Consider the following 23,041-nt stretch of genomic DNA (forward strand, 5'->3'; position numbering starts at 1 on the left):
CGATGTCGTCGCCCGCAACCGCTCCACCGGCCCCGAACAAGCTCAAGCGCATCGTCGCCGCGTCCCTCATCGGCACCACCATCGAGTGGTACGACTTCTTCCTCTACGGCTCCGCCGCCGCGCTTGTCTTCAACAAGCTGTTCTTTCCGGAATCCGACCCGCTGGTCGGCACGCTGCTGTCGTTTCTGACGTACGCCGTCGGGTTCGCCGCGCGGCCGCTGGGCGCGCTGGTGTTCGGGCACTACGGGGACCGGCTCGGGCGCAAGAAGCTGCTGGTGCTGAGCCTGCTGATGATGGGCGGGGCGACGTTCGCCATCGGGCTGCTGCCCACGCACGCCGCCATCGGCAGTGCCGCGCCGGTGCTGCTCACCGTGCTGCGGCTGGTCCAGGGCTTCGCACTGGGCGGCGAGTGGGGCGGCGCCGTGCTGCTGGTGTCCGAGCACGGCGACGCGCGGAGCCGGGGGTTCTGGGCCTCGTGGCCGCAGACCGGCGCACCGGCGGGGCAGTTGCTGGCGACCGCTGTGCTGTCGGTGCTGACCGCCGTGCTGTCGGACTCGGCGTTCATCGCATGGGGCTGGCGGATCCCGTTCCTGCTGTCCGGGGCGCTGGTGATCGTCGGATTGTGGATTCGTCTCTCTGTCGATGAATCGCCGGTGTTCAAGCAGGCACTGCAGCGGGCCGGGGCCCGTAAGGCGGAGGCCGGCGCCGAGCGGATGCCGGTCGTGGCGGTCCTGCGCCACCATTGGCGCGACGTGCTGGTCGCGATGGGTGCGCGCATGGCGGAGAACATCAGCTACTACATGATCACCGCGTTCATCCTCGTGTACGCCACCACCTCGGCCGGGGTGTCGAAGCAGACCGCGCTCAACGCGGTGCTCATCGCCTCGGCGATCCACTTCGCTGTCATCCCGGCGTGGGGTGCGCTGTCCGACCGGCTCGGGCGGCGTCCGGTGTATCTGATCGGTGCGGTCGGGGTGGGGGCCTGGATGTTCCCGTTCTTCGCCCTCATCGACACCGGCGGATTCGCCAACCTGCTGCTGGCGGTGACCGTGGGTCTGGTGCTCCACGGAGCGATGTACGCCCCGCAGGCCGCGTTCTTCTCCGAGATGTTCGCGACCCGGATGCGCTACTCCGGTGCCTCCATCGGCGCCCAGTTCGCCTCGGTCGCGGCGGGTGCGCCCGCGCCGCTGATCGCCACGGCGCTGCTGTCGCACTACGGCAGCTCCACCCCGATCGCGCTGTACGTCATCGCGGCGAGTCTGCTGACGGTCGTCGCCGTGGCGGCCGCCAAGGAGACCCGCCACCGGGACCTCGCGGACGTGACCCCCTCCGGCGGGGAGGAAGGGGCCGCCGAGGCCCCGGCCAAGCAGGACGCGCGCACCGCCTGATCCCGGTCCGCCACCGCCCCGGCCCCCGTACGCACCCGCGTACGGGGGTCAGGTCTGCGCGGGGGGCCCTGTGGTCCCCGACAGGCGGTGCAGGCGCAGGGCGAGCTGGATCTCCAGGGCCCGGGCCGGGCTCTGCCAGTCGTCGCCCAGGAGGCGGCCGACGCGCTCCAGCCGCTGGGCGACCGTGTTGACGTGGACGTGGAGCTCGTCCTTGGTGCGGGCCGGGCTCATCCCGCAGGCGAAATAGGCGTCGAGGGTGCGCAGCAGCTCGGTACCGCGCCGTTCGTCGTAGGCGACGACCTGGCCGATGGTGCGGTCGACGAAGCCGGCGATGTCCCGCTCCCCCGCGAGCAGCAGGCCCAGGAAGCCGAAGTCCTCGGCGGCGGAGCCGTCACCGGCGCGGCCGAGGAGACGGAGGGCGTCGAGGCAGCGGCAGGCTTCCGCGTAGGCCTCCGCCACGGTGTCGGGGCGGGCCGTGAGCCGCTCGACGGGCGCGGACGCGCCCACGGTGACCGGCTCGCGGACGGCCGTTCCCAGCTGGCGGGCGGTGCGGCGGGCCAGGTCGGTGGCGGTGTCCCCGGGGGCGACGGGCAGCAGCAGGACGGTGCCGCCGTCGCGTGCGGCGGCGAGGCCCTGCCGGGTCGCCGCCAGGTGTGAGGCGGCGGCCCACAGCCGTCTGCGGGCGTCGGCCTCCTGGTCGGCGTCGGCGGTGCCGCGCTCCAGACGGGCGGCGAGCACCACGTGGGTGACGTCGAGGTCGGCGTGCAGCCGGACGGCGCGCTCGCGCAGCAGGCGCGGATCGCGGTCACGGGCGTCGAGCAGGTCGTCGAGCAGTTCGCCGCGGACGCGCTGTTCGGCCTCGGCGGCGGAGCGGCGGGCGAGCAGCAGCAGCGAGGTCACCATGGCCGCGCGCTCCAGGGTGCGCTGGTCGACGGGGTCGAGGTCCGGCTGGCCGCGCAGGACGAGCGCGCCAAGGAGTTCGTCCCCGGCGGTCACGGCGGCGATCCAGTCCTCGCGGTGCCGTACCGCGTGGCCCTCCTCCCGCGAGGACTCCAGGGCACGGGCCGGCGCCGCGGCGGCCTCGGTGAACTCGACCGTGCCGTCCAGGACCTGGGAGACGGCGGCGGCCACGTCGTGCACCCCGCCGCCGCGCAGGACCAGCTCGGCCAGCCGGTCGTGGACGTCCGAGGCGCGTTCGATGACCGCGCTGCGGTCCTTGATGATCTCGTTGGCACGCTCCAGGCCGGCCAGGGCCGAACGGGTCTCCGCCAGCAGGTTGGCGGTGTCGATGGCGGCCGCGGCGAGGGCGGCGAAGGAACCGAGCAGGGCGATCTGCTCCCGTTCGAAGACCCTGGCCCGCCGGTCCGCGGCGAACAGGACACCGATGACGTGGTGCCCGAGCATCAGGGGCACCCCGAGGATGGCGACGAGGCCCTCGTCCCGTACGCCGGTGTCGATGGTGTGGGTGTGCTGGAAGCGGTCGTCGCGGAAATAGTCGTCCGTGACGTAGGGACGGGCGGTCTGGGCGACCAGGCCGCCCAGGCCTTCGCCCATGCCGAGGCGCAGCTGCTGGAAGCGGGCGGCGACCGAACCCTCGGTGACCCGCATATAGGTGTCGCCCCTGGCCGGGTCGTTCAGGCTGAGGTAGGCGACGTCGGTGCCGAGCAGTGAGCGGGCTCGCTGCACGATCGCCTGGAGCACGGCGTCCAGGTCGCGCAGTCCGGCGAGATCGTGGGCGGTCTCGAACAGCGCCGACAGCTCGGCCTCCCGGCGCCGCCGCCCCTCCAGTTCGGACCGGACGCGCAGGGCGAGCAGCTTGGCCTGTTCGAGGTCGGCGATGTGCCCGGCCGGCAGTCCCTCGGCGCGGGCGAGCAGGACGGGCTGCTCGTAGGCCTCGGCGGGGGCGCCGCGGGCCAGCAGCTCGAGGAACGGCGCCTCGGCGCCGCCGGAGGCGGGACGGGCCTCGGGGCGGGCCCGGCCCGGCGCTTCGGCAGCGGGGGCGGAACGCTCGGCGGACTGCACGTGATCGCGGGACATGCTCACAGGATTCCTCATCCCGCGGCCGCCCCGTCAGGCCTGTGGAAAACTCTGCCGGCCGACGGTCGGCCGCTTGCGGCCGATGCCTCAGTGCGCGGTCCAGCCGCCGTCCAGGACCAGTGAGGTGCCGGTCACGAAGGCCGCCCGCGGGCCGCACAGATAGGCCACGGCCTCGGCGACGTCCTCCGGTTCGATGAGCCGCTTGACCGCGCTGTCCTGCAGCAGCACCTCGGAGAGCACGCGTTCCTCGGTGATGCCGTGCGCGCGGGCCTGGTCGGCGATCTGCCGCTCGACGAGCGGGGTGCGCACATAGGCGGGGTTCACACAGTTGGAGGTGACGCCGTGGGGCGCGCCCTCGAGGGCGGTGGTCTTGGACAGGCCCTCCAGCCCGTGTTTGGCGGCCACATATGCGGACTTGTAGGCGGAGGCGCGCAGACCGTGCACCGAGGACACGTTGACGATGCGACCCCAGCCCTGCCCGTACATATGGGGCAGGGCGCCCCGGATGAGTCGGAAGGGTGCCTCCAGCATCACGGTGAGCACGGTGTGGAAGACGTCGGGCGGGAACTCCTCGATGGGGCGGACCAGCTGCAGCCCGGCGTTGTTGACCAGCACGTCGGTGCCGGCGCCGGCAAGCTCGGCGGCGTCCAGATCGGTCAGGTCCAGCACGTGCGGCTCGACGGTGCCTTTGAGGTCCCGGGCCGTCTCGGCGAGCGCCTCCAGGCCCGTGGCGTCCCGGTCGACGGCTCTGACCTTGGCCCCGGCGGCCGCGAGCCGCAGTGCGCAGGCGCGGCCGATGCCGCCGGCGGCACCGGTGACGAGAGCGGTACGGCCGCCGAGGTCGAGGGAGGTGGCGTGGGGGGCCGGAAGGGCGCGGGGCACGGTCATGGATCGACCCTAGGCAGGACCCCTGCGGCGACCCATGTGGTCAGGCCCTACAGTTCAGCCGCTTCCAGTGGGGTCGAACCATGTGGGTGCGTCCGACAGCGCCTGCTTGATCCGGAAGCGCGCGAAGTCGTTGAGCTCCGGCAGCGCGTCCACGGCGAACCAGCCGACGTCCAGCGACTCGTCGTCGTTGACCCGCGCCTCGCCCCCGACGGCACGGCAGCGGAAGGTGATGTCCATGTACTGGCAGATGTCCCCGTTGCCGTACGTCACGGGTTCCAGCGCCTGCACCAGCACGACCCGTTCGACGGCACAGCGCACCGCGGTCTCCTCCTCGACCTCCCGCACCGCACAGGCCGCAGGCTGCTCCCCCGGGTCGGGGATGCCACCGATCACCGACCACTTGCGGGTATCCGACCGCCGGTTCAGCAGCACCCGGCCCTCGTCGTCGAAGACGAGCGCGGTGACCCCGGGCAGCCACAGCAGCTGATGACCGGCGCAGGCTCGCAGCGTGCGGATGAAGTCAGGAGTAGCCATGGAACGACCCTAACCGGCGCCGCACCACGCTCCCCCGCACGTCGGAGGGCGGGAGGCCTACGCGTCGCCGGCACGTCGTGCGCGTGCCCCCGCGACGGCGGCCCAGCCCAGGCCGCCCGCGGCGACGAGGACCAGGGCGATCTCCGGGAGCACGCCGAGCCGAGTGGCGGGCGTCTGGGAGGAGCGCAGCGGCACCTCCTGCACCAGCGAGCCGGGGACGAACATGCCGGTCCGCTGCGTGATCTCCCCGTCGGGCATGATGATCGCGCTGACCCCGCTGGTCACCGGCACGGTGACGGCACGGCTGTGCTCCACGGCGCGGACCCGGGACATGGCGAGCTGCTGGTAGGTCATCTCGCTGCGGCCGAAGGTGGCGTTGTTGCTGGGTACCGAGATCAGCTCGGCGCCGGCCGTGACCGTGTCGCGCACCGCCCAGTCGAAGGCGGCCTCGTAGCAGGTCACCAGGCCGATCCCGGCACCGTTCATGCGGAACACGCCGGGCTCGCCGCCCCGGCTGAAGTCCTGGCGGACCATCGCGGTCCAGTTCTCGTTGATCGCGCCCACCAACGAGCGCAGCGGAAGGTACTCGCCGAAGGGCTGGACCTGCCGTTTGTCGTAGGTGTCGACGGGGCCCTTCACCGGGTCCCAGAGGATCTGCTCGTTGAGCAGTTTCCCGTCCCTGGCGACCACGCCGCCGACCGAGATCGGCGCGTCGATGGCCTTGGCCGCCTTGTCGATGACGGCGCGCGCGTCCGGGTTGACGAAGGGGTCGATGTCGGAGGAGTTCTCGGGCCAGAGCACGATGTCCGGCTGCTCGGCCTTCCCGGCGGCCACCCGCGCCGCCAGACGCTCCGTCTCGCGCGCGTGGTGGTCGAGGACGGCACGCCGCTGGGAGTTGAAGTCGAGACCCAGGCGGGGCACGTTGCCCTGGATCGCGGCGACGGTCACGGTGCCGTTCTCGGCCTTGTCGCCGACCAGAGGCCGGGCCGCGAGTGCCGCGACCATCGGTACGGCGACGCTCAGGACGCCCACGACGGCCGCCGCCCGGCGCAGGTTTCCGCTGCGGCGCGCCTGCACGGTGAGCCGGACGACCTCGTAGAGGCCGAAGCCGCACAGCACGACGGCGAAGCCGAGCACCGGGGTGCCGCCGAGCGCGGCGAGCGGCAGGAAGACCCCGTCCGCCTGACCGAACGCGATCTTGCCCCAGGGGAAGCCGCTGAACGGTACGCGCGCGCGTGCCGCCTCGCCGGCGATCCACAGGGCCGCCGCCCACACCGGCCACCCGGGCAGCTTCGACACCACGGTGACACCGGCCCCGACCAGCGCGACGAAGACCGCCTCGATCACCACCAGGGCGATCCACGGGCCGGCGCCCACCTCCACACCGGTCCACACCAGCAGCGGCAGCAGGAAGCCGAGACCGAAGAGGTAGCCGAGACCGAGTCCCGCCTTCCAGCTCCGGCCGCGCAGCACCCAGCCGAGGACGGCGAAGGCGGGCACGGCCAGCCACCACAGGGTGCGCGGCGGGAAGCTGACGTAGAGGAGCAGGCCCGAGAGCGCGGCTGCGGCGGCCGGGAGGAGGCGCAGGAGCCGGCTGCCCCGCGCGGTGGGCGCGGTCTGCGGCGGCATCCGGTCCGACTCGCCGACGGAGGTTGCGGTGACGGTCACTCCGGGAGTCTACGGCGCGTGACCTGGCGGCCGACAGCACGGGCGTGCGGACCGGAGGGCGGCCGGAGGGTGCCGCACCCCCTCTTCCGGCTCTTCCTGGCGGGTGAGGAGCCGTATCGTTTCCGCGCGACTTGTCCTGCACATCCCCAAACCGGCCACCAGCGGTTACGGTGTGCCGGTGCCCCGGTCGTGCGGCGCGTCGTGTGCCGGCGCCCGGGGTCGTCACAGGTCGGGGGCGACGCGGGTGCGGGGTGCGGGGTGGGTTCCACAGGGATGGCTTCCGCCGGTCCGGATGCGGACGGCGAAAGACGGACGGGTCCGGACGCGGCGGCTGTCGCGGTGCTGGGTGCCTGTGCGGCCTGGTCTCTGATCACGGCGGCGGCCCAGGGCGGCCGCCCGGAGGGCATGCTGCTCGCGGTCCTCGCCGTGGCCGCGGGCTATGCGGCGGGCCGGATCGGCGGGGCGCTGTTGCCGGTGGCCGCGCCCTGCGCCGCGGCCCTGGCCGGCATTGGATTGATGGTGACGGTCCCGCATCTCGCACCAGGCCCGCAGATCGCGGGGCCGCTTGGGCACGTGGGTGCGACGACGGCCGTGGTGACCTTGTCGGTGGGCGCCGCGTGCTGTGCGGCCTGCGCGGCCGCCACGCCGGCGGCCCGGTTGGCGCTGCGCCTGCTGGCGGCGGGCGTCGTGGTGACCGCGGCCGTGCTGGGATCGGCCGCCGGGTGCGTCGCGGGCTCGGTGGTGCTGCTGTGTTCCCTCGCCGTGGGCCGCGTACGGCGCCGCGTTCCCGTACTCGCCGCGCTGGGTACCGCAGCCGCAGGGGCCGCGGGGCTCGCCTGGGCGATGGCCTGGAACGCCGTGCCGGAGGGCCTCGCTGCGTCGCTGGAGGGCCGGCTGACCGCGCACCGCGTGGGGCTGTGGCGGGACGCGCTCGGCATGGTCCGGGAGCACGCGGCCCTGGGCGTGGGGCCGGGGCGCTTCGGGGAGCTCAGCGCGACCTCGGTGCAGTCTCCGGCGTCCGACGGCAAACCCCACTCCGCGCCGCTCCAGCTGGCGGCTGAGCAGGGTGTGGTCGGGGTGGCTCTGCTGGCGCTGGCCTTCGGCTGGCTGCTCTACGCCCTGTGGCGCAGCCCGCGTGCCACGCCGGTGGTCCTGACCGCGGGCACGGCTCTGACAGGTCTCGCCGCGATCGCCTCGGTGGGCAACGCCCTCAGCTTCACCGCGGTGTCCGTGGGCGGCGGCCTGCTCGCGGGCCTGGCAACATCCCGCCCCTTCCCCGACCACCCGACCCGCGGCACACACCCGAACAAGGACAGCCCAGTCTCGTGACACGCGTAGCCGCGCGGAGCACGTTGGCCGGGCGTCTTGCCCGTCCACCGGACCGGCGCCGGTCACGGACGACCGCCGCAGCCGTCACCGCGCGGAAGCAGAACGGCCCGCGCTCTCACGCTGCCCGGAGCGGTGAGTCACCGCGGCAGTAGCAGGTTAAGCGTTCCCCGCCGTGCGGAGACGTGAGACACCGAGGCTTCCAGGCAGCTAGCACCCGGTACAGCCGGGGCCGCGCTGAGCGGCCCGTCCCATTGGCGTCGGCCACCTGCCAAAGCCGCATCCGCGCGGTGATCGGTCCGCCCTGCGAGCCTCGCGCGCCACCGGGGCGGGGAGCGCCGGCTGTTCCACCGCGGCCCAGGAAGGGGGCACCGCGTGGGCTGCGGGTCAGTGCTTCGTGCCCGGTGTGCGGGGGCGGAGGCGGTCGCGGATGACGGTGACCGCCGCTTCCGCGTCGTCCACGGTGACCGTGAAGGTGTGGCCGTCCCAGAGCCGCAGGACGACGCCCTCACCGCGGCGTACGACGACCGCCGTGCCCTTCTCGGGCCGCCAGCGGTAACCCCAGCCGCCCCAGTGACGGGGCGTGACATGCGGAGCGAAGTCCGCGCCGGCGACGTGCGACAGGGGGATACGGCGGCGCGGCACACCGATGTGCCCGCAGCGCACCTCGAGATGGTCCTCGTCGACCCGCAGCGCCACATGGACGAAGGCGAGCGTGCCGAACAGGACGAGCAGACCGGCGGCGATGCAGCCGACGACGGCCATGGCCAGCGGCGCGACACCGCTCGTCCACGCGGAGTCGACGGCCAGCACGATGCCGAGCGCCATGCAGGCGGCACCGGTCAGCGCCAGCAGCCACTGGAAGCGATTGGTGGCGCGGCCGGTCCAGACCCCGGTGTAGGGGCGGTGCTCGCCCTGGCGGTGGTCCTTCATGGATTCGAGGTTACTCAGGATTCGCTCGGCTGGTACCGCGTGGCACTGCGTTACTGGGCCGTCCGGGCGGGAGCGAGGGGCTGGAGCAGCCTGCCCTCGGCGTAGGTGAGGGCGGGCCCGGGAAGCGCACCGGCCTCGCGTCCGCTCAGCAGCACCGTCAGCGTGCCGCTCGCCGGCGCCGCGGGGGCGGCCTGTTCACCGAGGCGGCGCAGCGCCTGGGCGGCCACCGCCCCGGCGGACCCGTACAGGGCGAGCGGAGGGTGGCCGGGGCGTTGCACGGCGGCCCGGATGCGCTCGGCGACCAGTTCGTAATGGGTGCAGCCCAGGACGACGGTCGTTACGTCGTCCGGGGTGAATGCGGCCGCCGCCGCGACCGCGGCGTCGATCGCCGTCTCGTCGGCTCGCTCCACGGACTCGGCGAGCCCCGGGCACGGCACCTCGGTGACCTTCACACCGTCGGCGAAGTTCTCGATCAGGTCGCGCTGGTAGGTGCTGCCTGTCGTGGCGGGCGTGGCCCAGATGGCGAGCGGTCCACCGCCGGCCGCGGCCGGTTTGATCGCCGGGACGGTGCCGATGACCGGCAGTGCGGGCTCGAGACGGGCGCGCAGCGCGGTGAGGGCGTGCACCGTGGCCGTGTTGCAGCCCACGATCAGCGCGTCGGGACGGTGCGCGGCCGCCGCCTCGGCGACGGCGAGGGCGCGCTCGGTGAGGTCCTCGGGGGTCCTCGGTCCCCAGGGCATGCCGTCGGGGTCGAGGGAGAGCACCAGGTCGGCGTCGGGGCGGAGACGCCGTACCGCGGCCGTGGCCGCCAGCAGTCCGATTCCGGAGTCCATGAGCGCGATCTTCACCCGGTCACGATAATCGATGAGCCGCTTGGGGGCCGTGCCGTGGGGCACACTGCGCACGTGAGCGCCATTGTGTGGAGTGCCGCCGGATCACTGGCCGCCTGGCTGTGGCTGCTGCTCTGCCAGGGATGGTTCTGGCGTACGGACGTCCGGCTTCCGCCGCTGCGGGACCCGGAGACGTGGCCGAGCGTGTGCGTCGTCGTCCCCGCGCGTGACGAGGCGGCGGTGCTGCCCGCGAGCCTGCCCTCGGTGCTGGCCCAGGACTATCCGGGGCGGGCCGAGGTCTTCCTCGTCGACGACGGCAGCACGGACGGCACCGGAGAGCTCGCGCGGGAACTCGCGCGGCGGCACGGCGGGCTGCCGCTCACGGTGGGTTCCCCCGGGGAGCCGCCCGCCGGCTGGACCGGGAAGCTGTGGGCGGTGCGGCACGGCATCGCCCTGGCGCGTGCGCGTGACCCGGAGTACCTGCTGCTGACGGACGCCGATATCGCGCACGCCCCGGACAGTTTGCGCCGGCTGGTGGCGGCCGCCGGTGCGGGCGGGTTCGACGTGGTGTCGCAGATGGCGCGGTTGCGGGTGGACAGCCGCTGGGAGCGGCTGGTCGTACCGGCCTTCGTCTACTTCTTCGCGCAGCTGTACCCGTTCCGCAGGATCGGGAGGGCGGGGGCCCGGACGGCCGCCGCGGCCGGCGGCTGTGTGCTGCTGCGCACCGAGGCCGCCGCGCGGGCGCGGATCCCGGACGCCATCCGGCACGCCGTCATCGACGACGTGGCGCTCGCCCGCGCGGTGAAGGGCAGCGGCGGACGGATCTGGCTGGGGCTCGCGGACGGGGTGGACAGCGTGCGTCCGTATCCCCGGCTGCACGATCTGTGGCGGATGGTGTCGCGCAGCGCCTACGCACAACTGCGGCACAGCCCGGCGCTGCTGGCCGGTACGGTCGCCGGGCTGATGCTGGTGTACCTGGTGCCGCCGCTGGCGGTGCTGGCGGGCGCGGTGACGGGTAGCGCGGTCGCCGCGCTGCTGGGTGCGGCGGCCTGGCTCGTGATGTCGGGGACGTACGTTCCCATGCTGCGGTACTGCCGGCTGCCGCTGTGGCCGGCTCTTCTGCTGCCGTTCACCGCGTCGCTGTATCTCCTCATGACGGTGGACTCGGCGGTGCAGCACTACCGGGGGCGCGGTGCGGCCTGGAAGGGCCGCACCTACGCCCGGCCTGATGCCGTGCCGGACGAGAGCTGACGGGCCATCACTTGCGGCCCGGGGTCCAGTTCATGCCCCATCCGTAGGCGTGGTCCACGGTGCGCTGCGGGCTCACTCCCCGCTCGGGGACCAGATAGCGGGCCTCGCGCTGGACGACGAGTTCACCGCCGCCGGTGTTGGTGATCAGGGCGAGCGCGCAGACGGTCGAAGGGACGGTGCACTCGTCGAGGGAGAAGTCGATGGCCGCGCCGTGCTGCGGCTGGAGGGTGACCGTGGCGTGCAGGTCGGCGAAGGAGCGGGCGCCCTCGTAGATGGTGACGAAGACGAGGATGCGCCGGAGCAGGTGCTTGTGGTCGAGGTTGACGGTGAGGTTCTCCCCTCTCGCCACGGCGCCGGTGCGGTCGTCGCCGTCCAGGTGGATGAACGGGGGTCGGTGCAGGGCGCCGAAGGCGTTGCCGAGCGCCTGGACGACGCCCTTCCTGCCGTCGGTGAGCTCGTACAGCGCGCACAGGTCGAGGTCGAGGTCGGAGTGCATGGCGACCGGGCGGCCCAGCTTTGCGGCCCATCGCGAGAACTGTTTGCGCACCTGCCAGTTGAGGTTCACGTGCAGGGCGCCCGATGTGCCGCCCTGCTTGGTGAGGGAGACGGAGGGGGCCGACTTGGTGAGCGTCACCTTCGTCAGCCGGACCGGCGGTGGCGGGGCGGCCGGCGGCGCCGCCGGGGGCAGTGGCGCGGTCACGGGGGCCGTGACGGGCGGCGCCGCGGCGGCCGGGGGTGGCGGGGCCGCGTGCTGCGGTTCGTCCACGGTGATGCCGTAGTCGGTGGCGAGGCCTTCGAGCCCGCTGCTGTAGCCCTGGCCGACGGCACGGAACTTCCAGGCACCCTGGCGCCGGTAGAACTCGCCCAGTACGAACGCCGTCTCCGTGGTTGCGCCCGCGCTGTCGAAACGCGCCGCCACGGTGCCGTTGGCGGAGTCCTTGACCTCGATGGACAGATCCGGCACCTGCCCGAAGGAGCCCCCGTCGCAGGAGGCGGCCAGGATCACGGTCTCGATGCCGGGCTCCATGCGCGTGAGGTCGACGAGCAGGGTGTCGGTGACCCGGCCGCCGGCGTCCCGCTTGCCCTCGTGCCGGACGGCGCCGGAGGAGTGGGCGGGCTGGTTGTAGAAGACGAAGTCGCTGTCGGAGCGGACCTTGCCGCCGGCCAGCAGGAGGGCCGAGGCGTCCGCGTCGGGTACGCCGGGGCCGGAGCGCCAGCCCACGTCCACCCGCAGTGCCGTCGTCGGCACCGGTGTGTTCGATCCTTTCGGCATTGACATGTCCGCCCCCATCACGGGTCGCCCGCGCCGGTCAGGTCCCGGCATCCGTCGGTCTTCGTCCGCACAACCTATTCCCCCGCGCGGGGAACGCCCACGGAAACGGACACGGGAAGGGACACGGGAACGGGGCCAACCGCCGGTAACCGCCCCGGAACTCGGCCTTTACACGAAACACACTCAGCAGATTGCCCGTTTTCCCCAAGTTCGCTCGCATTAGGGATCCCCGGTCACGGGGGGCGCAGAAAACAACCCTCTTATCGGTCTCCCCAAAAGCACATCGTGGGCTTAACTTATGTCCCATGACCTCCCCCCGCTCCACTTATGGCGGCGGCTACTACTCCGCCTCCTTCCCGGACACTCCGATCTACGACTCGCTCGTGGCCGAGCGGGGCACCCCGCAGATCGCCCCGATCCGGGTCCCCGCCGCGTACGAGGCGCCGGTCAGTCATCTGCCCGCGCTTCCCTCGGCGTTGCCCGCCCTTCCGGCGGCTCCGTCCCAGCCCGCCTACGGCTATCCGCAGGCGCAGCAGCCCGCTCCGCTCCAGCAGGCACACACCGCGTACATCCCGCAGCAGGCCACCGCGCCGCGCGGCTACCCCGGCCCGCAGCCGCAGCCGCCGCGTCCGGTTCCGCCCGCCGGCTACGAGGCGATGCGTCCCGCGGCTCCCCGGCCGGCCCCCGCGCCGTACCAGGACCCGTACAACAACCAGCAGTACCGCGGGTACTGAATCCGCCCGGGACCGTCGGTGCCGGGTGGCACGATGAGCCCATGGGGAACGCACGTCTGCACTCGATCCACATCCATCCGGTCAAGGCCTTCCGGAGCCTGCCCCTCCGGAAGGTCGTCGTGGAGCCCTGGGGTCCGGCCGGGGACCGGCGCTGGATGCTGGTCGACGACAGGGGAAAGGTCGTCACACAACGGCGACATCCGCGCCTGGCCCTGGCCGCCGCCGAGTTGCTGCCCGGCGGCGGCGTCCGGCTGTCCGCGCCCGGACGGGAGCCGGTGACGGTGGGCGTTCCGGCGCCCGGCTGCACGGTTCATGTTGAGCTCTTCGGCACCAAGGTGGAGGCGGTCCCGGCCGGGGACGACGCCGTGCACGCCTGGTGCAGCGCACTCCTCGGCACCGCGGTACGCCTGGTGCACCTGGACGACCCGGCCACCCGGCGGCCGGTGGATCCCCGGTTCGCGCTGCCCGGCGAGACGGTGTCCTTCGCCGACGGATATCCGCTGCTGCTGACCACGACCGCCTCCCTCGACGGCCTCAACTCCCTGATCGCCGGGGGACGCCACGCGGCCGAGGGCCCGCTGCCGATGAACCGCTTCCGGCCGAACGTGGTGGTGGAGGGCACCGCGCCCTGGCAGGAGGAGAAGTGGACGCGCGTCACCATCGGTGAGGTGGTCTTCCGCGTCGCCAAGCCCAGCGCCCGCTGCGTGGTGACCACAACCGACCAGAAGACGGGCCGGCGCGGGAAGGAGCCGCTGCACGCGCTGGCCGCCCGTCGGCAGCCCGGCGGCGAACTCCTCTTCGGACAGAACTTGGTGCCCCTCTCCCCCGGCACCATCAGGGTCGGCGATCCCGTCGAGGCCGCGTAGGGATCCCGGGCGGGAGCGGGAACCGGTCCCCGGCTTCGTCCGTTGGCCTTTCATGAGAGCTCCATGAGAGAGACCGGCGAGGGGGTGCGGCGGTGCGGGCGATCAGCGGACTCTGGCGCTGGCGGCACAACCCGCTGTGCCGGCGCACCGACCTGGCCGAGTCGTGGACGGCGCTCGCGGCGCTGCTGCTCATGGCCCTCGCCGCCCCGCTGATCGGCCGGCTCGTCGGCGGCGCCGCGCAGGACGCCCTCCAGCAGTCCGTCCGCGCACAGCACAAGGCCCGGCACGTGGTGACGGCCACGGTGGTGCGCGCGCTCGACCCGTCCCCGCCGGACGCCGACCCGGAGTTGCCCGGAGGCGGGGAGCCGTACAGCCGCGTCGTGGCCCACTGGACCGCGCAGGACGGCACCGCGCGGAACGGAACCGTGACGGCCCGTCTCAAGGACCCGCGGCCGGGCGACCGCTTCCGAATATGGACCGACCGTCAGGGACGGACCGTCGCCCGCCCGCTGGACACCGCGACCGCGACGACGCACGCCGTGCTCGCCGGCATCGGCGCCGCCCTGGTGGCCGCGGGCCTGATTGAGGGCGGCAGACGGCTGATCGTCCGGCAGATGGTGCGTGGCCGGTACGCCCGCCTGGACAAGGCGTGGGAGAGGGCGGGACCGGACTGGGGCAGGACCGGAGCCGACAGCTGAACGGCGTTCCCACTCTGGTCAACCCGGTGCCCGCGCGCACGCTACGGTGGTCCGGCCGAACCGATCGGCGCAGCACGGGCGGGAACGAGCCATCAGTACAACGAGGTGGGGGCACAGCTACGCCATGGCACAGGGCACGGTCCAGGTGACGCACACCGGCACATCGAGGTGGCGCCGCCGCACGGGTGAGTACGCATCGCTCGCCGCCGCCCTGGAGGCCGCGGCCGAAGGCGACGTCCTCACCGTCGCCCCCGGCACCTACCGGGAGAACCTCGTCGTCCAGCGGGCGGTGACCCTGCGCGGCCCGGAGGGCTCCCCCGGCTCGGTGCGGATCGCGCCCGCCGACGGCGTTCCGCTGACCGTGCGCGCCTCGGCGGTGGTGCACGACCTGCATGTCGAGGGCCAGGATGCAACCGCCCCCGCCGTGCTGGTCGAGGAAGGCACCCCGGAGCTGCGCGACGTCCGGGTGGTCACCCGGTCCGCAGCGGGCATCGAGGTGCGCGGCGCCGCCCGGCCCACGGTGCGCCGGTGCACGGTCGACAACCCGGCGGGCGTCGGCATCGCCGTACTGGACGGCGGGGGCGGCGTGTTCGAAGACTGCGAGGTGGTCGCCGCGGGGCAGGCGGGCGTCGCGGTACGCGGCGGCGCCCACCCCCGGTTCGAACGCTGCCGGGTGCACCACGCAGCGGGCTCGGGACTGACCGCGACCGGGGAGAACTCCGCCCTGGAGGCGGTGGTTTGCGAGGTCTACGAGGTGCGCGGCAGCGGCGTCCAGGTGACCGGCCGCGCCACCGCGCACCTGACCGACTGCGATGTGCACCGTACGACGGGGGACGGCGTCACGCTCGACACGGACGCGGTGCTGACCCTGGCCGACTGCCGGATCCACGACATCCCGGAGAACGCGGTCGACCTGCGGTCCCGCTCGGTGCTCACCCTGACCCGCACCAGCGTGCGGCACTTCGGCCGCAACGGGCTGTCGGTGTGGGACCCGGGAACGCGCGTCGACGCCAACCAGTGCGAGATCTTCGACAGCACGGGCGACTACCCGGCGGTGTGGGTGAGCGACGGCGCCACCGCCGTACTGGACTCCTGCCGGGTGCACGACGTGCCCGACGCGCTGTTCGTCCTCGACCGGGGCTCCCGCGCGGACGTCGTCGACAGTGATCTGTCGCAGGTGCGCAACACGGCCGTGTCGGTGAGCGACGGCGCCACCGCGCAGCTCGACGACTGCCGGATCCGCGAGGCGGCGACCGGCGCCTGGTTCCGCGACCACGGCAGCGGCGGCACCCTCGACAACTGCACCCTGGACGGCACACAGACCGGCGTGATCGTCACCAAGGGCGCCGACCCGACCGTCGAGCGCTGCACGATCGACTCCCCCGCCGAAGCAGGCGTCTACGTGTCGGCCGGTGGCCGCGGCACCTTCGTGAACTGCCGGGTCACGGGCAGCGGCGGCTACGGCTTCCATGTGATCGACGGCAGCCGCACGACGCTGCGGAAGTGCCGTACGGAGCGCTGCGCGCGCGGCGGTTACGAGTTCGCCGAGGGCGCGGACCCCGGGTCCGGTGCGGGCGGTCCCGTCGTCGAGGACTGCACGAGCGACGAGAGCGGGAGCCTGCGGGCACCCGCGGCACCGGAGCCCGCCGTGCAGACGACGGGCCACTCCACCGGGCTGCTGGGCACGGTGCCCGCCGCCCGGACGGCCGAGCCGGCACCGCCCGCGCCGACGCCCGCCCCCGGGCCGGAGCGGGAGACCCGCACCTCGAAGGCCGTGCTCGGCGAACTCGACGCGCTGGTGGGCCTGGAGAGCGTCAAGCGGGAGGTGCGCGCCCTCACCGACATGATCGAGGTGGGCCGGCGCCGGCAGCAGGCGGGGCTGAAGGCGGCGTCGGTCAAGCGGCACCTGGTGTTCACCGGCTCCCCCGGCACCGGCAAGACCACCGTCGCCCGCCTGTACGGCGAGATCCTCGCCTCGCTCGGGGTGCTGGAGCAGGGGCATCTGGTCGAGGTGTCCCGGGTCGACCTGGTCGGCGAACACATCGGCTCCACGGCGATCCGCACCCAGGAGGCGTTCGAGAAGGCGCGCGGCGGTGTGCTGTTCATCGACGAGGCGTACGCGCTCTCCCCGGAGGACGCAGGGCGGGACTTCGGCAAGGAGGCCATCGACACCCTGGTGAAGCTGATGGAGGACCAGCGGGACGCGGTGGTGGTCATCGTGGCCGGCTACACGGCCGAGATGGAGCGGTTCCTGTCGGTGAACCCGGGCGTCGCGTCGCGCTTCTCGCGGACGATCACCTTCGGCGACTACGGCCCCGACGAGCTGCTGCGGATCGTGCAGCAGCAGGCCGAGGAGCACGAGTACCGGCTGGCGCCGGGCGCCGGTGAGGCCCTGCTGACCTACTTCACCGACATCCCCAAGGGGCCCGCGTTCGGCAACGGGCGCACCGCGCGGCAGACCTTCGAGGCGATGGTCGAGCGGCATGCGAGCCGTGTCGCCCAGCTCGAGGAGCCGACCACCGACGACCTGACCCTGCTCTACGCCGAGGACCTGCCCGCGCTGTCCTGAGCACGGTCGCTCACCGCGAGGGGCCGCCGGACCCCCCGGTGTTCCGGGGAGTCGGCACCTCGGGCCGCAGCCGGGCGAGCAGCGCTCCTCCGCGAACGCCGGATCGGCCTGGTAGTCGGAGTGTCCGAGGATCGGCGCGGGCAGCGGATGGGTTTCGTGCGGCGCCCAGCGCGGTCGCTCACCGCGAGGAGCCGCCCGGCCCCCCGGTGTTCCGGGGAGCCGGCACCTCCGGCCGCAGCCGGGCAAGCAGCCGACGGCGCTCCTCCGCGAACGCCGGGTCGGCCTGGTAGTCGGAGTGTCCGAGGATCGGCGCGGGCAGCGGATGGGCCTCGGTGCGGCCGTAGGCCAGGGGGTCCTGGAGCGCGGGGCGGTCCACGTCGGGGCCGGAGTCGCCGGGCAGCCGCATCGGACCGCCGATGGGGTCGGTGCGCCGGTGGAGGTTGCGCCAGCAGTCGACCTCCTGGTGCAGGAAGCCCAGGGCGTCCGGCCCGAAGTGGGCCGGGAACCAGCGGCCGTACAGCCGCTCCAGCGGGGAGCCGTAGGTCAGCAGGGCGACGCGCCTGCGGGTGGACGGCGTGAGCTGCCAGGCCGCCGCGGCGGCGAGGACACTGCCCTGGGAGTGGCCCGAGATGACCAGCCGGCCGCCGGTGGACCGGGTCCAGGTGGCGATCCGCCAGGTCAGGTCGGGCACCGCGCGCTCGGCGTAGCAGGGCGGCGCGAAGGGGTGCGCGGCCCGCGGCCAGAAGGTGCCGACGTCCCACAGGATGCCGATGGTGCGCCGCGCGGAGGCGTCCTTGTAGGCGCGACGGCCGCAGGCGACGAGGAGTAGGAAGCCGAGCCCGATCAGCCAGGAGCCCAGCGCCTGCGCGGTCTCGGCCGCACCGTGGACGACGGCGTACGACCCCTGTGCCGCCTCTCCCGGCGTCTTGTCGGTGAGGAGGGCGCCGGCCAGGGCGGCGGCTCCCAGCAGCAGGGTCGCGGCGGATGTGACGGCGAGGATGCGCGGGCCGCGGTCGGTGAGGGCGGCCATGGCGCGCACGGAGGCGATACGGCGGGTGCGGCCGGGATCGCCCGTCTCGCCGGGGTACTCGCGTTCCACGGCCGCGCACTCCGCGCGCGCGAGCTGCCAGGCGCGCCGGGCGAGCCAGCCGCAGAGCCCCAGCAGCAGGACGAGCAGCGGCGGGATCGCGGACGCCTGCCAGGTGAGCAGCACCGGCGGGCCGGGCATCGAATGGCCGGTGCCGTCCAGCCAGTCGGACACCCGCTGGGACACGCCGCCGGACATGACCCCGCCGAGCGCGCAGGCGAGCATGGCGACCGCCGGTCCGGCCAGGCCCCGCATCGCGGCGCGCCGGTCGGGGAGGGTGCGGTGCAGAATGTGGGCGACCCCGGCCAGGACGATCACCAGCAGGCCCTGGGCCAGGGCGAGGGCGCCGAAGGTGGCGTCGCCCGGCAGCCGGCCCGCCGACTCCCATCCGGGGCGCTCCCACCCGGCGTACACCATGGTGAGCGCGAGCAGGAGGAGGCCGGTGAGGGGCAGCCACCGCACCAGGCGCCGGTCGAGGCCGCTGTCCAGCCGGCGTTCGCTGCGGCCCCGGCGGCAGACCACCCACACCACGACGCCCGCCCCGACGGCCAGGACCGCCTCCAGGAGCAGGCCGAGGACGTTCAGTACGGCCGGGCCGCCCGGCTCACGGTCGTACCGGGCGGCGGCGGAACCGACGGCGGCGGCGACGGTGAGCAGTCCGGCGGTGGTGTGCGCGGCGCGCAGCCGGGCGACCAGGCGCCGGCCGTACCAGAAGCCGGGTCGGCTCAGCGCGGTGGGGCCGGCGTCCTCCTCGGGCTCGGGGTCGTGGGCCATCGGCTGCTGGGACTCGTACGCGCTCCATGTGCGCAGGGACAGGAACCACAGGAGTCCGGTGAGGGCTGCGGGCACCAGCGCGGCGAGGGCGAGCCGGCGGCCCGGCGGGCTCCACCAGCCGCCGTCGGAGAGCTCCGGCGAGAGGAAGCCCAGCCAGGAGTGCCCTTCGGCGCAGGCGTGGGTGCCCGCGCACTGCCATGCGGCCAGGTCGAGGGCGACCTCGCAGGCGGCCGCCACGAGCAGCACCGTCAGGCTCAGTCCGGCCAGCCGCACCAGCAGCCCGTACAGCCGGACCGTGCGCCTGCGGCCCCGGGCGGTGGGGCGCATCCAGTGGGCGAGGTTGACCACCATGAAGGGGAGCAGCAGCAACCACAACGCGCGCGTGCCGTTCCCGGAGGTGAGGTTGCACCAGACGTAGGCCTCGGGGAGGGGTCCCTGGCGACGGCCGGCGGGCCGGTGTTCCGCGTCGGCGTCGTCGGCGCGGCGGAACACGGCGGCGATGTCGTCACCGGTGATCCGGACCGTGCGCGGATCGTCGAGCATCTTCTCGGGAGTGGTGCCGCCCACCCCGTGCACCAGGAGTTCCAGGGCGGTTCCGGATTCCCCGGGCCGGGTGCCCGGGTCGTCGGACCGCTCGGACCGCTGGTCCGGTCTGTGTCCCTGCGCGCTTTCCACCGATTCAGCACTTCCCCCGTGACGCCCCGTCGGTTCCGCCGTCACAGGATCTCCCGCGCCGGGACGGCTCGCACCTCTCGTCACCGAATCTCCCCGATCTGTGCGACGGGCAAGCACCCTTCCTGTATCTGTGGCATGTGCGCGGCGAGCCACCCGTGGCGCCGTCCGGGACACGGCATGCAAGGATGGGACGTCCGCGCACCGGTACCGGGAGGGGATCCGCTCGTCGCGGCGGGTGCGCGAGGCGTGTCGGACGGCTGTGCGGCGAAAGGACCGGAGCGTACGTGAGCGAGAATCAGAACCTGCTCGCGGAGCAGCGACGCACCCTGATCCTCGACGAGGTCCGGCGCCGGGGCGGCGTCCGGGTCAACGAGCTGACCCGCAAGCTCGGCGTGTCGGACATGACGGTCCGCCGCGACCTCGACGCGCTGGCCCGGCAGGGCGTGCTGGAGAAGGTGCACGGCGGCGCGGTGCCGGTGGTCGAGGCGAGCACGCACGAACCCGGGTTCGAGGCCAAGTCCGGCCTGGAGCTGAGCGCCAAGGAGGACATCGCGCGGGCGGCGGCCGAGCTGGTCCCCCCGGGTGCGGCGATCGCACTGTCCGGCGGTACGACGACGTTCGCGCTGGCGCATCGGCTGGTGGACGTCTCCGATCTGACGGTGGTCACCAACTCGGTGCGGGTGGCCGACGTCTTCCACGCGGCGCAGCGCACCGCCGGGCCCCGGCAGGGCGCGGCAACGGTCGTGCTGACGGGCGGTGTGCGCACCCCGTCCGACTCGCTGGTGGGACCCGTGGCCGACCAGGCGATCGCGGCGCTCCACTTCGATCTGCTGTTCCTCGGGGTGCACGGGATATCGCTCGAGGCGGGCCTGTCGACGCCGAATCTCGCGGAGGCCGAGACCAACCGGCGGCTGGTGCAGTCGGCCCGTCGTGTGGTGGTGGTCGCCGACCACACCAAGTGGGGGACGGTGGGGCTGAGTTCGTTCGCCTCCCTGGACCAGGTCGACACCCTGGTGACGGACTCCGGGCTGCCCGCGGAGGCACGCGCGGACGTGTCGGAGCATCTGCGGCACCTGGTGGTGGCGGGCGAGCCCGAGTTCTCCGCGGAGGCCGCCGAGGTGTGACGGCACCGCGGCGCAACCGTCTCGAACGCCGCCCGCTCATCCGGAAGCCGGCATCCGTCAAGGGGGATACGTCCATGGCCCACCGTCTGCGCCCCGTGGGGGTCGAGTTCGCCGGGACCGCGCCGGTGCGTCTGGTCTTCGGCCGGGAGATGTCCGCCGCGCCGGAGGCGGTCTTCCGCGCGCTGGCCGAGGACGTGACCGGCTGGCCCCGGTGGTTCGGATCGGTCACGCTGGCCCGTCCCCTCGACGGGGGCGCGGGGCGGGAGATCCGCCTGAGGGGCGGAGCCCGGTTCCGCGAGACCGTCCTCGTGGCGCAGGCGCCCGAGGTGTACGCCTACCGCGTCGACGTGACCAACGTGCCCGGTGTCCGTGCCATGGCCGAGGAGTGGCGGCTCGCCCCGGCCGGGGCGGGGACGCGTGTGCGGTGGACGATGGCGGCCGACGGCACGGCGCCGTTCCGGTTGGCGCTCAGGGCCGCCCGGCCGGGGCTGGGGCAGGCCTTCCGCTCCGCGGTGACCTCACTGGACGGCCGGCTCGCGGGATAGTTCCCCGCCGGGCCAGACGCCGGTCCGCAGCAGGGACTCGATCGCAGCCGTGTAGGGGGCGATGTCCAGGCCCTGCCCGGCCAGCCAGGCGTCCGAGTAGTACTTGTCCAGGTACCGGTCCCCCGGATCGCACAGCAGCGTCACCACGCTCCCGCGCCGTCCCTCAGCGACCATCTCCGCGACGAGCTTCAGGGCGCTCCACAGCCCGGTGCCGGTGGAGCCGCCCGCCTTGCGGCCGATGACCCCTTCCAGGGCGCGCACGGCGGCGACGCCGGCCGCGTCGGGCACCTTCATCATCCGGTCGATCGCGCCGGGCACGAAGCTCGGCTCCATCCGGGGCCGTCCGATGCCCTCGATGCGGGAGGCGCTGTCACAGGCGACGTTCCGATTGCCGGTGGTCCAGCCCTGGAAGAAGCACGAGTTCTCCGGGTCGGCGACACAGATGCGGGTGTCGTACTGCATGTAGCGGACGTAGCGTGCCAGGGTCGCCGAGGTGCCCCCGGTGCCGGCGGTGGCGACGATCCACGCCGGTTCCGGGAACCGTTCCGACCGCAGCTGGCGGAAGATCGATTCGGCGATGTTGTTGTTGCCCCGCCAGTCCGTTGCACGTTCGGCGTAGGTGAACTGGTCCATGTAGTGGCCGCCGGTCTCCGCCGCGAGGGCGGCGGAGGCCTCGTACATCGTGCGGGGATCGTCCACGAAGTGGCACTGCCCGCCGTGGAATTCGATCAGGCGGCACTTCTCGGCGCTCGTCGTGCGCGGCATGACCGCGATGAAGGGCACGCCGATCAGCTTCGCGAAGTACGCCTCGGACACGGCCGTCGAGCCGCTGGACGCCTCGATCACGGGGCGGCCCGGACGGATCCAGCCATTGCACAGCCCGTACAGGAAGAGTGAACGGGCCAGCCGGTGCTTGAGGCTGCCGGTCGGGTGGGTGGACTCGTCCTTCAGATAGAGGTCGATGCCCCACCGCTCGGGCAGCGGAAAGAGCAGCAGATGGGTGTCGGCCGAGCGGTTGGCGTCGGCCTGGACCCGGCGCACGGCCTCTTTCAGCCAGCCCCGGTAGGCCGGGTCGCTGTGATCGACGTCGAGGGTGGCGCCGGTCAGGGTTTGTTGGGGAGTGCTCACGACAGGGCTCCTTACGCTGAGCGCCGACGGCGTCCGCGCGGCCGGTATCCCGATCATAAGCATCACGCGCACCACCTCTCACCTGCATAAACAGTCCTTTGGGCAGCTGAAAGACAGCCCTGGGGACGGGGCGCGGGGCGCAGGGGCGCATTCGCCCGAGTGCTTCCCGCGCCCCGGGGAAGGGGGCGCATGTACTGGTGCCGGGCGGCGGGTGGGGGCAGACTGCACCGGCGGGAGCAAGGGCACACTGGATCTGGCAGGAGCCGGCCCGCGGAGCACGGTCCGGCACACCGACGCACACGAGGGGGCGGGTGGCATGGCGGAGCCGGAGTTCACGGCCACGGGCGTGCGGATCGGCAAACGGCTGCGGTCCCTCACCCGGGCCGGTCAGGTCCGGATCAGCGAGGGCCGGCTGGAGTTGCTCACCAGCTACGGCAGCGAGATAGACAGCGCACCGGTGCAGGCGGTGCGCGCGACCCGGCCGTGGTTCGCGCCCGACGACCGGGCGTTGGCGGATCTCAACGGCAACCGGTATCTGCTCACCCTCGGCGACCACGATCCCGCTCCGGGAGAAACCGGGCCGCCGGCCGCCAGCCGTTTCATCGAAGCCGTCCGCCGGGCTTCGGGGCGCGGCGCCTGAGATGTCCGCGAGTTGCGCCGCCTTATCCGCTGCGTCACCCTGGTCTCACGTCACTCTGGGTTTACCGGCGATA

At 73.4% G+C, this 23,041-nt stretch carries 19 protein-coding genes; 10 read left to right on the plus strand and 9 right to left on the minus strand.

Annotation, left to right across the window (positions count from 1 at the left end):
* Positions 1–2: 2 nt before the first annotated feature.
* On the plus strand, positions 3–1,388 hold the full coding sequence (locus AB0L56_RS19615; RefSeq protein ID WP_361023509.1) for an MFS transporter: 1,386 nt from the start codon (positions 3–5) through the stop codon (positions 1,386–1,388).
* A 48-nt stretch (positions 1,389–1,436) separates the two neighbouring features.
* Here the strand turns inward: AB0L56_RS19615 and AB0L56_RS19620 are convergent, their stop codons facing one another.
* From AB0L56_RS19620 to lnt, 4 genes are all read right to left on the minus strand, one after another.
* A complete protein-coding gene (locus AB0L56_RS19620; protein ID WP_365424853.1) occupies positions 1,437–3,425 on the minus strand; it encodes a GAF domain-containing protein in 1,989 nt (662 codons plus the stop codon).
* A gap of 87 nt (positions 3,426–3,512) precedes the next feature.
* The gene (locus AB0L56_RS19625) at positions 3,513–4,313 is read right to left on the minus strand and encodes a 3-hydroxybutyrate dehydrogenase (RefSeq protein ID WP_361023515.1); all 801 of its coding nucleotides are present in this window, start codon (positions 4,311–4,313) and stop codon (positions 3,513–3,515) included.
* A gap of 54 nt (positions 4,314–4,367) precedes the next feature.
* Positions 4,368–4,847, minus strand: coding sequence for an NUDIX domain-containing protein (locus AB0L56_RS19630; protein ID WP_361023518.1), 480 nt, complete (start codon positions 4,845–4,847; stop codon positions 4,368–4,370).
* 57 nt (positions 4,848–4,904) lie between these two features.
* Entirely contained in the window at positions 4,905–6,515 is a 1,611-nt protein-coding gene (lnt, locus tag AB0L56_RS19635; protein WP_365424856.1) for an apolipoprotein N-acyltransferase, read from the minus strand.
* A gap of 273 nt (positions 6,516–6,788) precedes the next feature.
* Between lnt and AB0L56_RS19640 the strand changes: the two genes are divergently transcribed.
* Entirely contained in the window at positions 6,789–7,844 is a 1,056-nt protein-coding gene (locus tag AB0L56_RS19640) for an O-antigen ligase family protein (protein ID WP_365424858.1), read from the plus strand.
* Between the two features lie 384 nt (positions 7,845–8,228).
* On the opposite strand, the gene AB0L56_RS19645 is transcribed toward AB0L56_RS19640, so the two are convergent.
* Positions 8,229–8,774: a hypothetical protein gene (locus AB0L56_RS19645; RefSeq protein ID WP_361023526.1), complete on the minus strand. Its 546-nt coding sequence runs from the start codon at positions 8,772–8,774 to the stop codon at positions 8,229–8,231.
* Between the two features lie 50 nt (positions 8,775–8,824).
* A complete protein-coding gene (locus AB0L56_RS19650) occupies positions 8,825–9,622 on the minus strand; it encodes an aspartate/glutamate racemase family protein (RefSeq protein WP_365425091.1) in 798 nt (265 codons plus the stop codon).
* A 39-nt stretch (positions 9,623–9,661) separates the two neighbouring features.
* Here AB0L56_RS19650 and AB0L56_RS19655 point away from each other — a divergent pair, with 39 nt between their 5' ends.
* The gene (locus AB0L56_RS19655) at positions 9,662–10,855 is read left to right on the plus strand and encodes a glycosyltransferase (protein ID WP_365424860.1); all 1,194 of its coding nucleotides are present in this window, start codon (positions 9,662–9,664) and stop codon (positions 10,853–10,855) included.
* Between the two features lie 7 nt (positions 10,856–10,862).
* Here AB0L56_RS19655 and AB0L56_RS19660 read toward each other — a convergent pair whose 3' ends face one another.
* Entirely contained in the window at positions 10,863–12,128 is a 1,266-nt protein-coding gene (locus AB0L56_RS19660; RefSeq protein ID WP_365425093.1) for a TerD family protein, read from the minus strand.
* Between the two features lie 305 nt (positions 12,129–12,433).
* Between AB0L56_RS19660 and AB0L56_RS19665 the strand changes: the two genes are divergently transcribed.
* The 4 genes from AB0L56_RS19665 to AB0L56_RS19680 all read left to right on the plus strand — a co-directional run bounded on the left by AB0L56_RS19665 (position 12,434) and on the right by AB0L56_RS19680 (position 16,995).
* Positions 12,434–12,862, plus strand: a complete 429-nt coding sequence (locus tag AB0L56_RS19665; RefSeq protein WP_190163458.1) for a DUF6643 family protein — start codon at positions 12,434–12,436, stop codon at positions 12,860–12,862.
* 41 nt (positions 12,863–12,903) lie between these two features.
* Positions 12,904–13,728 carry an MOSC N-terminal beta barrel domain-containing protein gene (locus AB0L56_RS19670; protein ID WP_365424862.1) on the plus strand — a complete coding sequence of 275 codons (825 nt, stop codon included), beginning with the start codon at positions 12,904–12,906 and terminating at the stop codon, positions 13,726–13,728.
* 92 nt (positions 13,729–13,820) lie between these two features.
* On the plus strand, positions 13,821–14,426 hold the full coding sequence (locus tag AB0L56_RS19675; protein WP_361023535.1) for a hypothetical protein: 606 nt from the start codon (positions 13,821–13,823) through the stop codon (positions 14,424–14,426).
* A 124-nt stretch (positions 14,427–14,550) separates the two neighbouring features.
* Positions 14,551–16,995 (plus strand): right-handed parallel beta-helix repeat-containing protein, encoded by a 2,445-nt coding sequence (locus tag AB0L56_RS19680; protein WP_365424864.1) that lies wholly within the window; start codon positions 14,551–14,553, stop codon positions 16,993–16,995.
* Positions 16,996–17,173: 178 nt separating this feature from the next.
* On the opposite strand, the gene AB0L56_RS19685 is transcribed toward AB0L56_RS19680, so the two are convergent.
* Entirely contained in the window at positions 17,174–19,399 is a 2,226-nt protein-coding gene (locus AB0L56_RS19685) for a hypothetical protein (RefSeq protein WP_365425095.1), read from the minus strand.
* Between the two features lie 416 nt (positions 19,400–19,815).
* On the opposite strand from AB0L56_RS19685, the gene AB0L56_RS19690 reads away from it, so the two are divergent.
* Together AB0L56_RS19690 and AB0L56_RS19695 are read left to right on the plus strand one after the other, a co-directional pair.
* The gene (locus AB0L56_RS19690) at positions 19,816–20,655 is read left to right on the plus strand and encodes a DeoR/GlpR family DNA-binding transcription regulator (protein WP_365424866.1); all 840 of its coding nucleotides are present in this window, start codon (positions 19,816–19,818) and stop codon (positions 20,653–20,655) included.
* A 74-nt stretch (positions 20,656–20,729) separates the two neighbouring features.
* Complete coding sequence (locus AB0L56_RS19695; RefSeq protein ID WP_365424868.1) at positions 20,730–21,200, plus strand: SRPBCC family protein; 471 nt, start codon at positions 20,730–20,732, stop codon at positions 21,198–21,200.
* On the opposite strand, the gene AB0L56_RS19700 is transcribed toward AB0L56_RS19695, so the two are convergent.
* Positions 21,174–22,328 carry a PLP-dependent cysteine synthase family protein gene (locus AB0L56_RS19700; protein WP_365424870.1) on the minus strand — a complete coding sequence of 385 codons (1,155 nt, stop codon included), beginning with the start codon at positions 22,326–22,328 and terminating at the stop codon, positions 21,174–21,176. The genes AB0L56_RS19695 and AB0L56_RS19700 overlap by 27 nt on opposite strands.
* A gap of 316 nt (positions 22,329–22,644) precedes the next feature.
* Here AB0L56_RS19700 and AB0L56_RS19705 point away from each other — a divergent pair, with 316 nt between their 5' ends.
* Complete coding sequence (locus AB0L56_RS19705; protein ID WP_365424872.1) at positions 22,645–22,968, plus strand: hypothetical protein; 324 nt, start codon at positions 22,645–22,647, stop codon at positions 22,966–22,968.
* Positions 22,969–23,041 lie beyond the last annotated feature (73 nt).

Origin of the sequence: Streptomyces sp. NPDC052079, assembly GCF_040680275.1 — a bacterium.
Classification (GTDB): Bacteria; Actinomycetota; Actinomycetes; order Streptomycetales; family Streptomycetaceae; genus Streptomyces.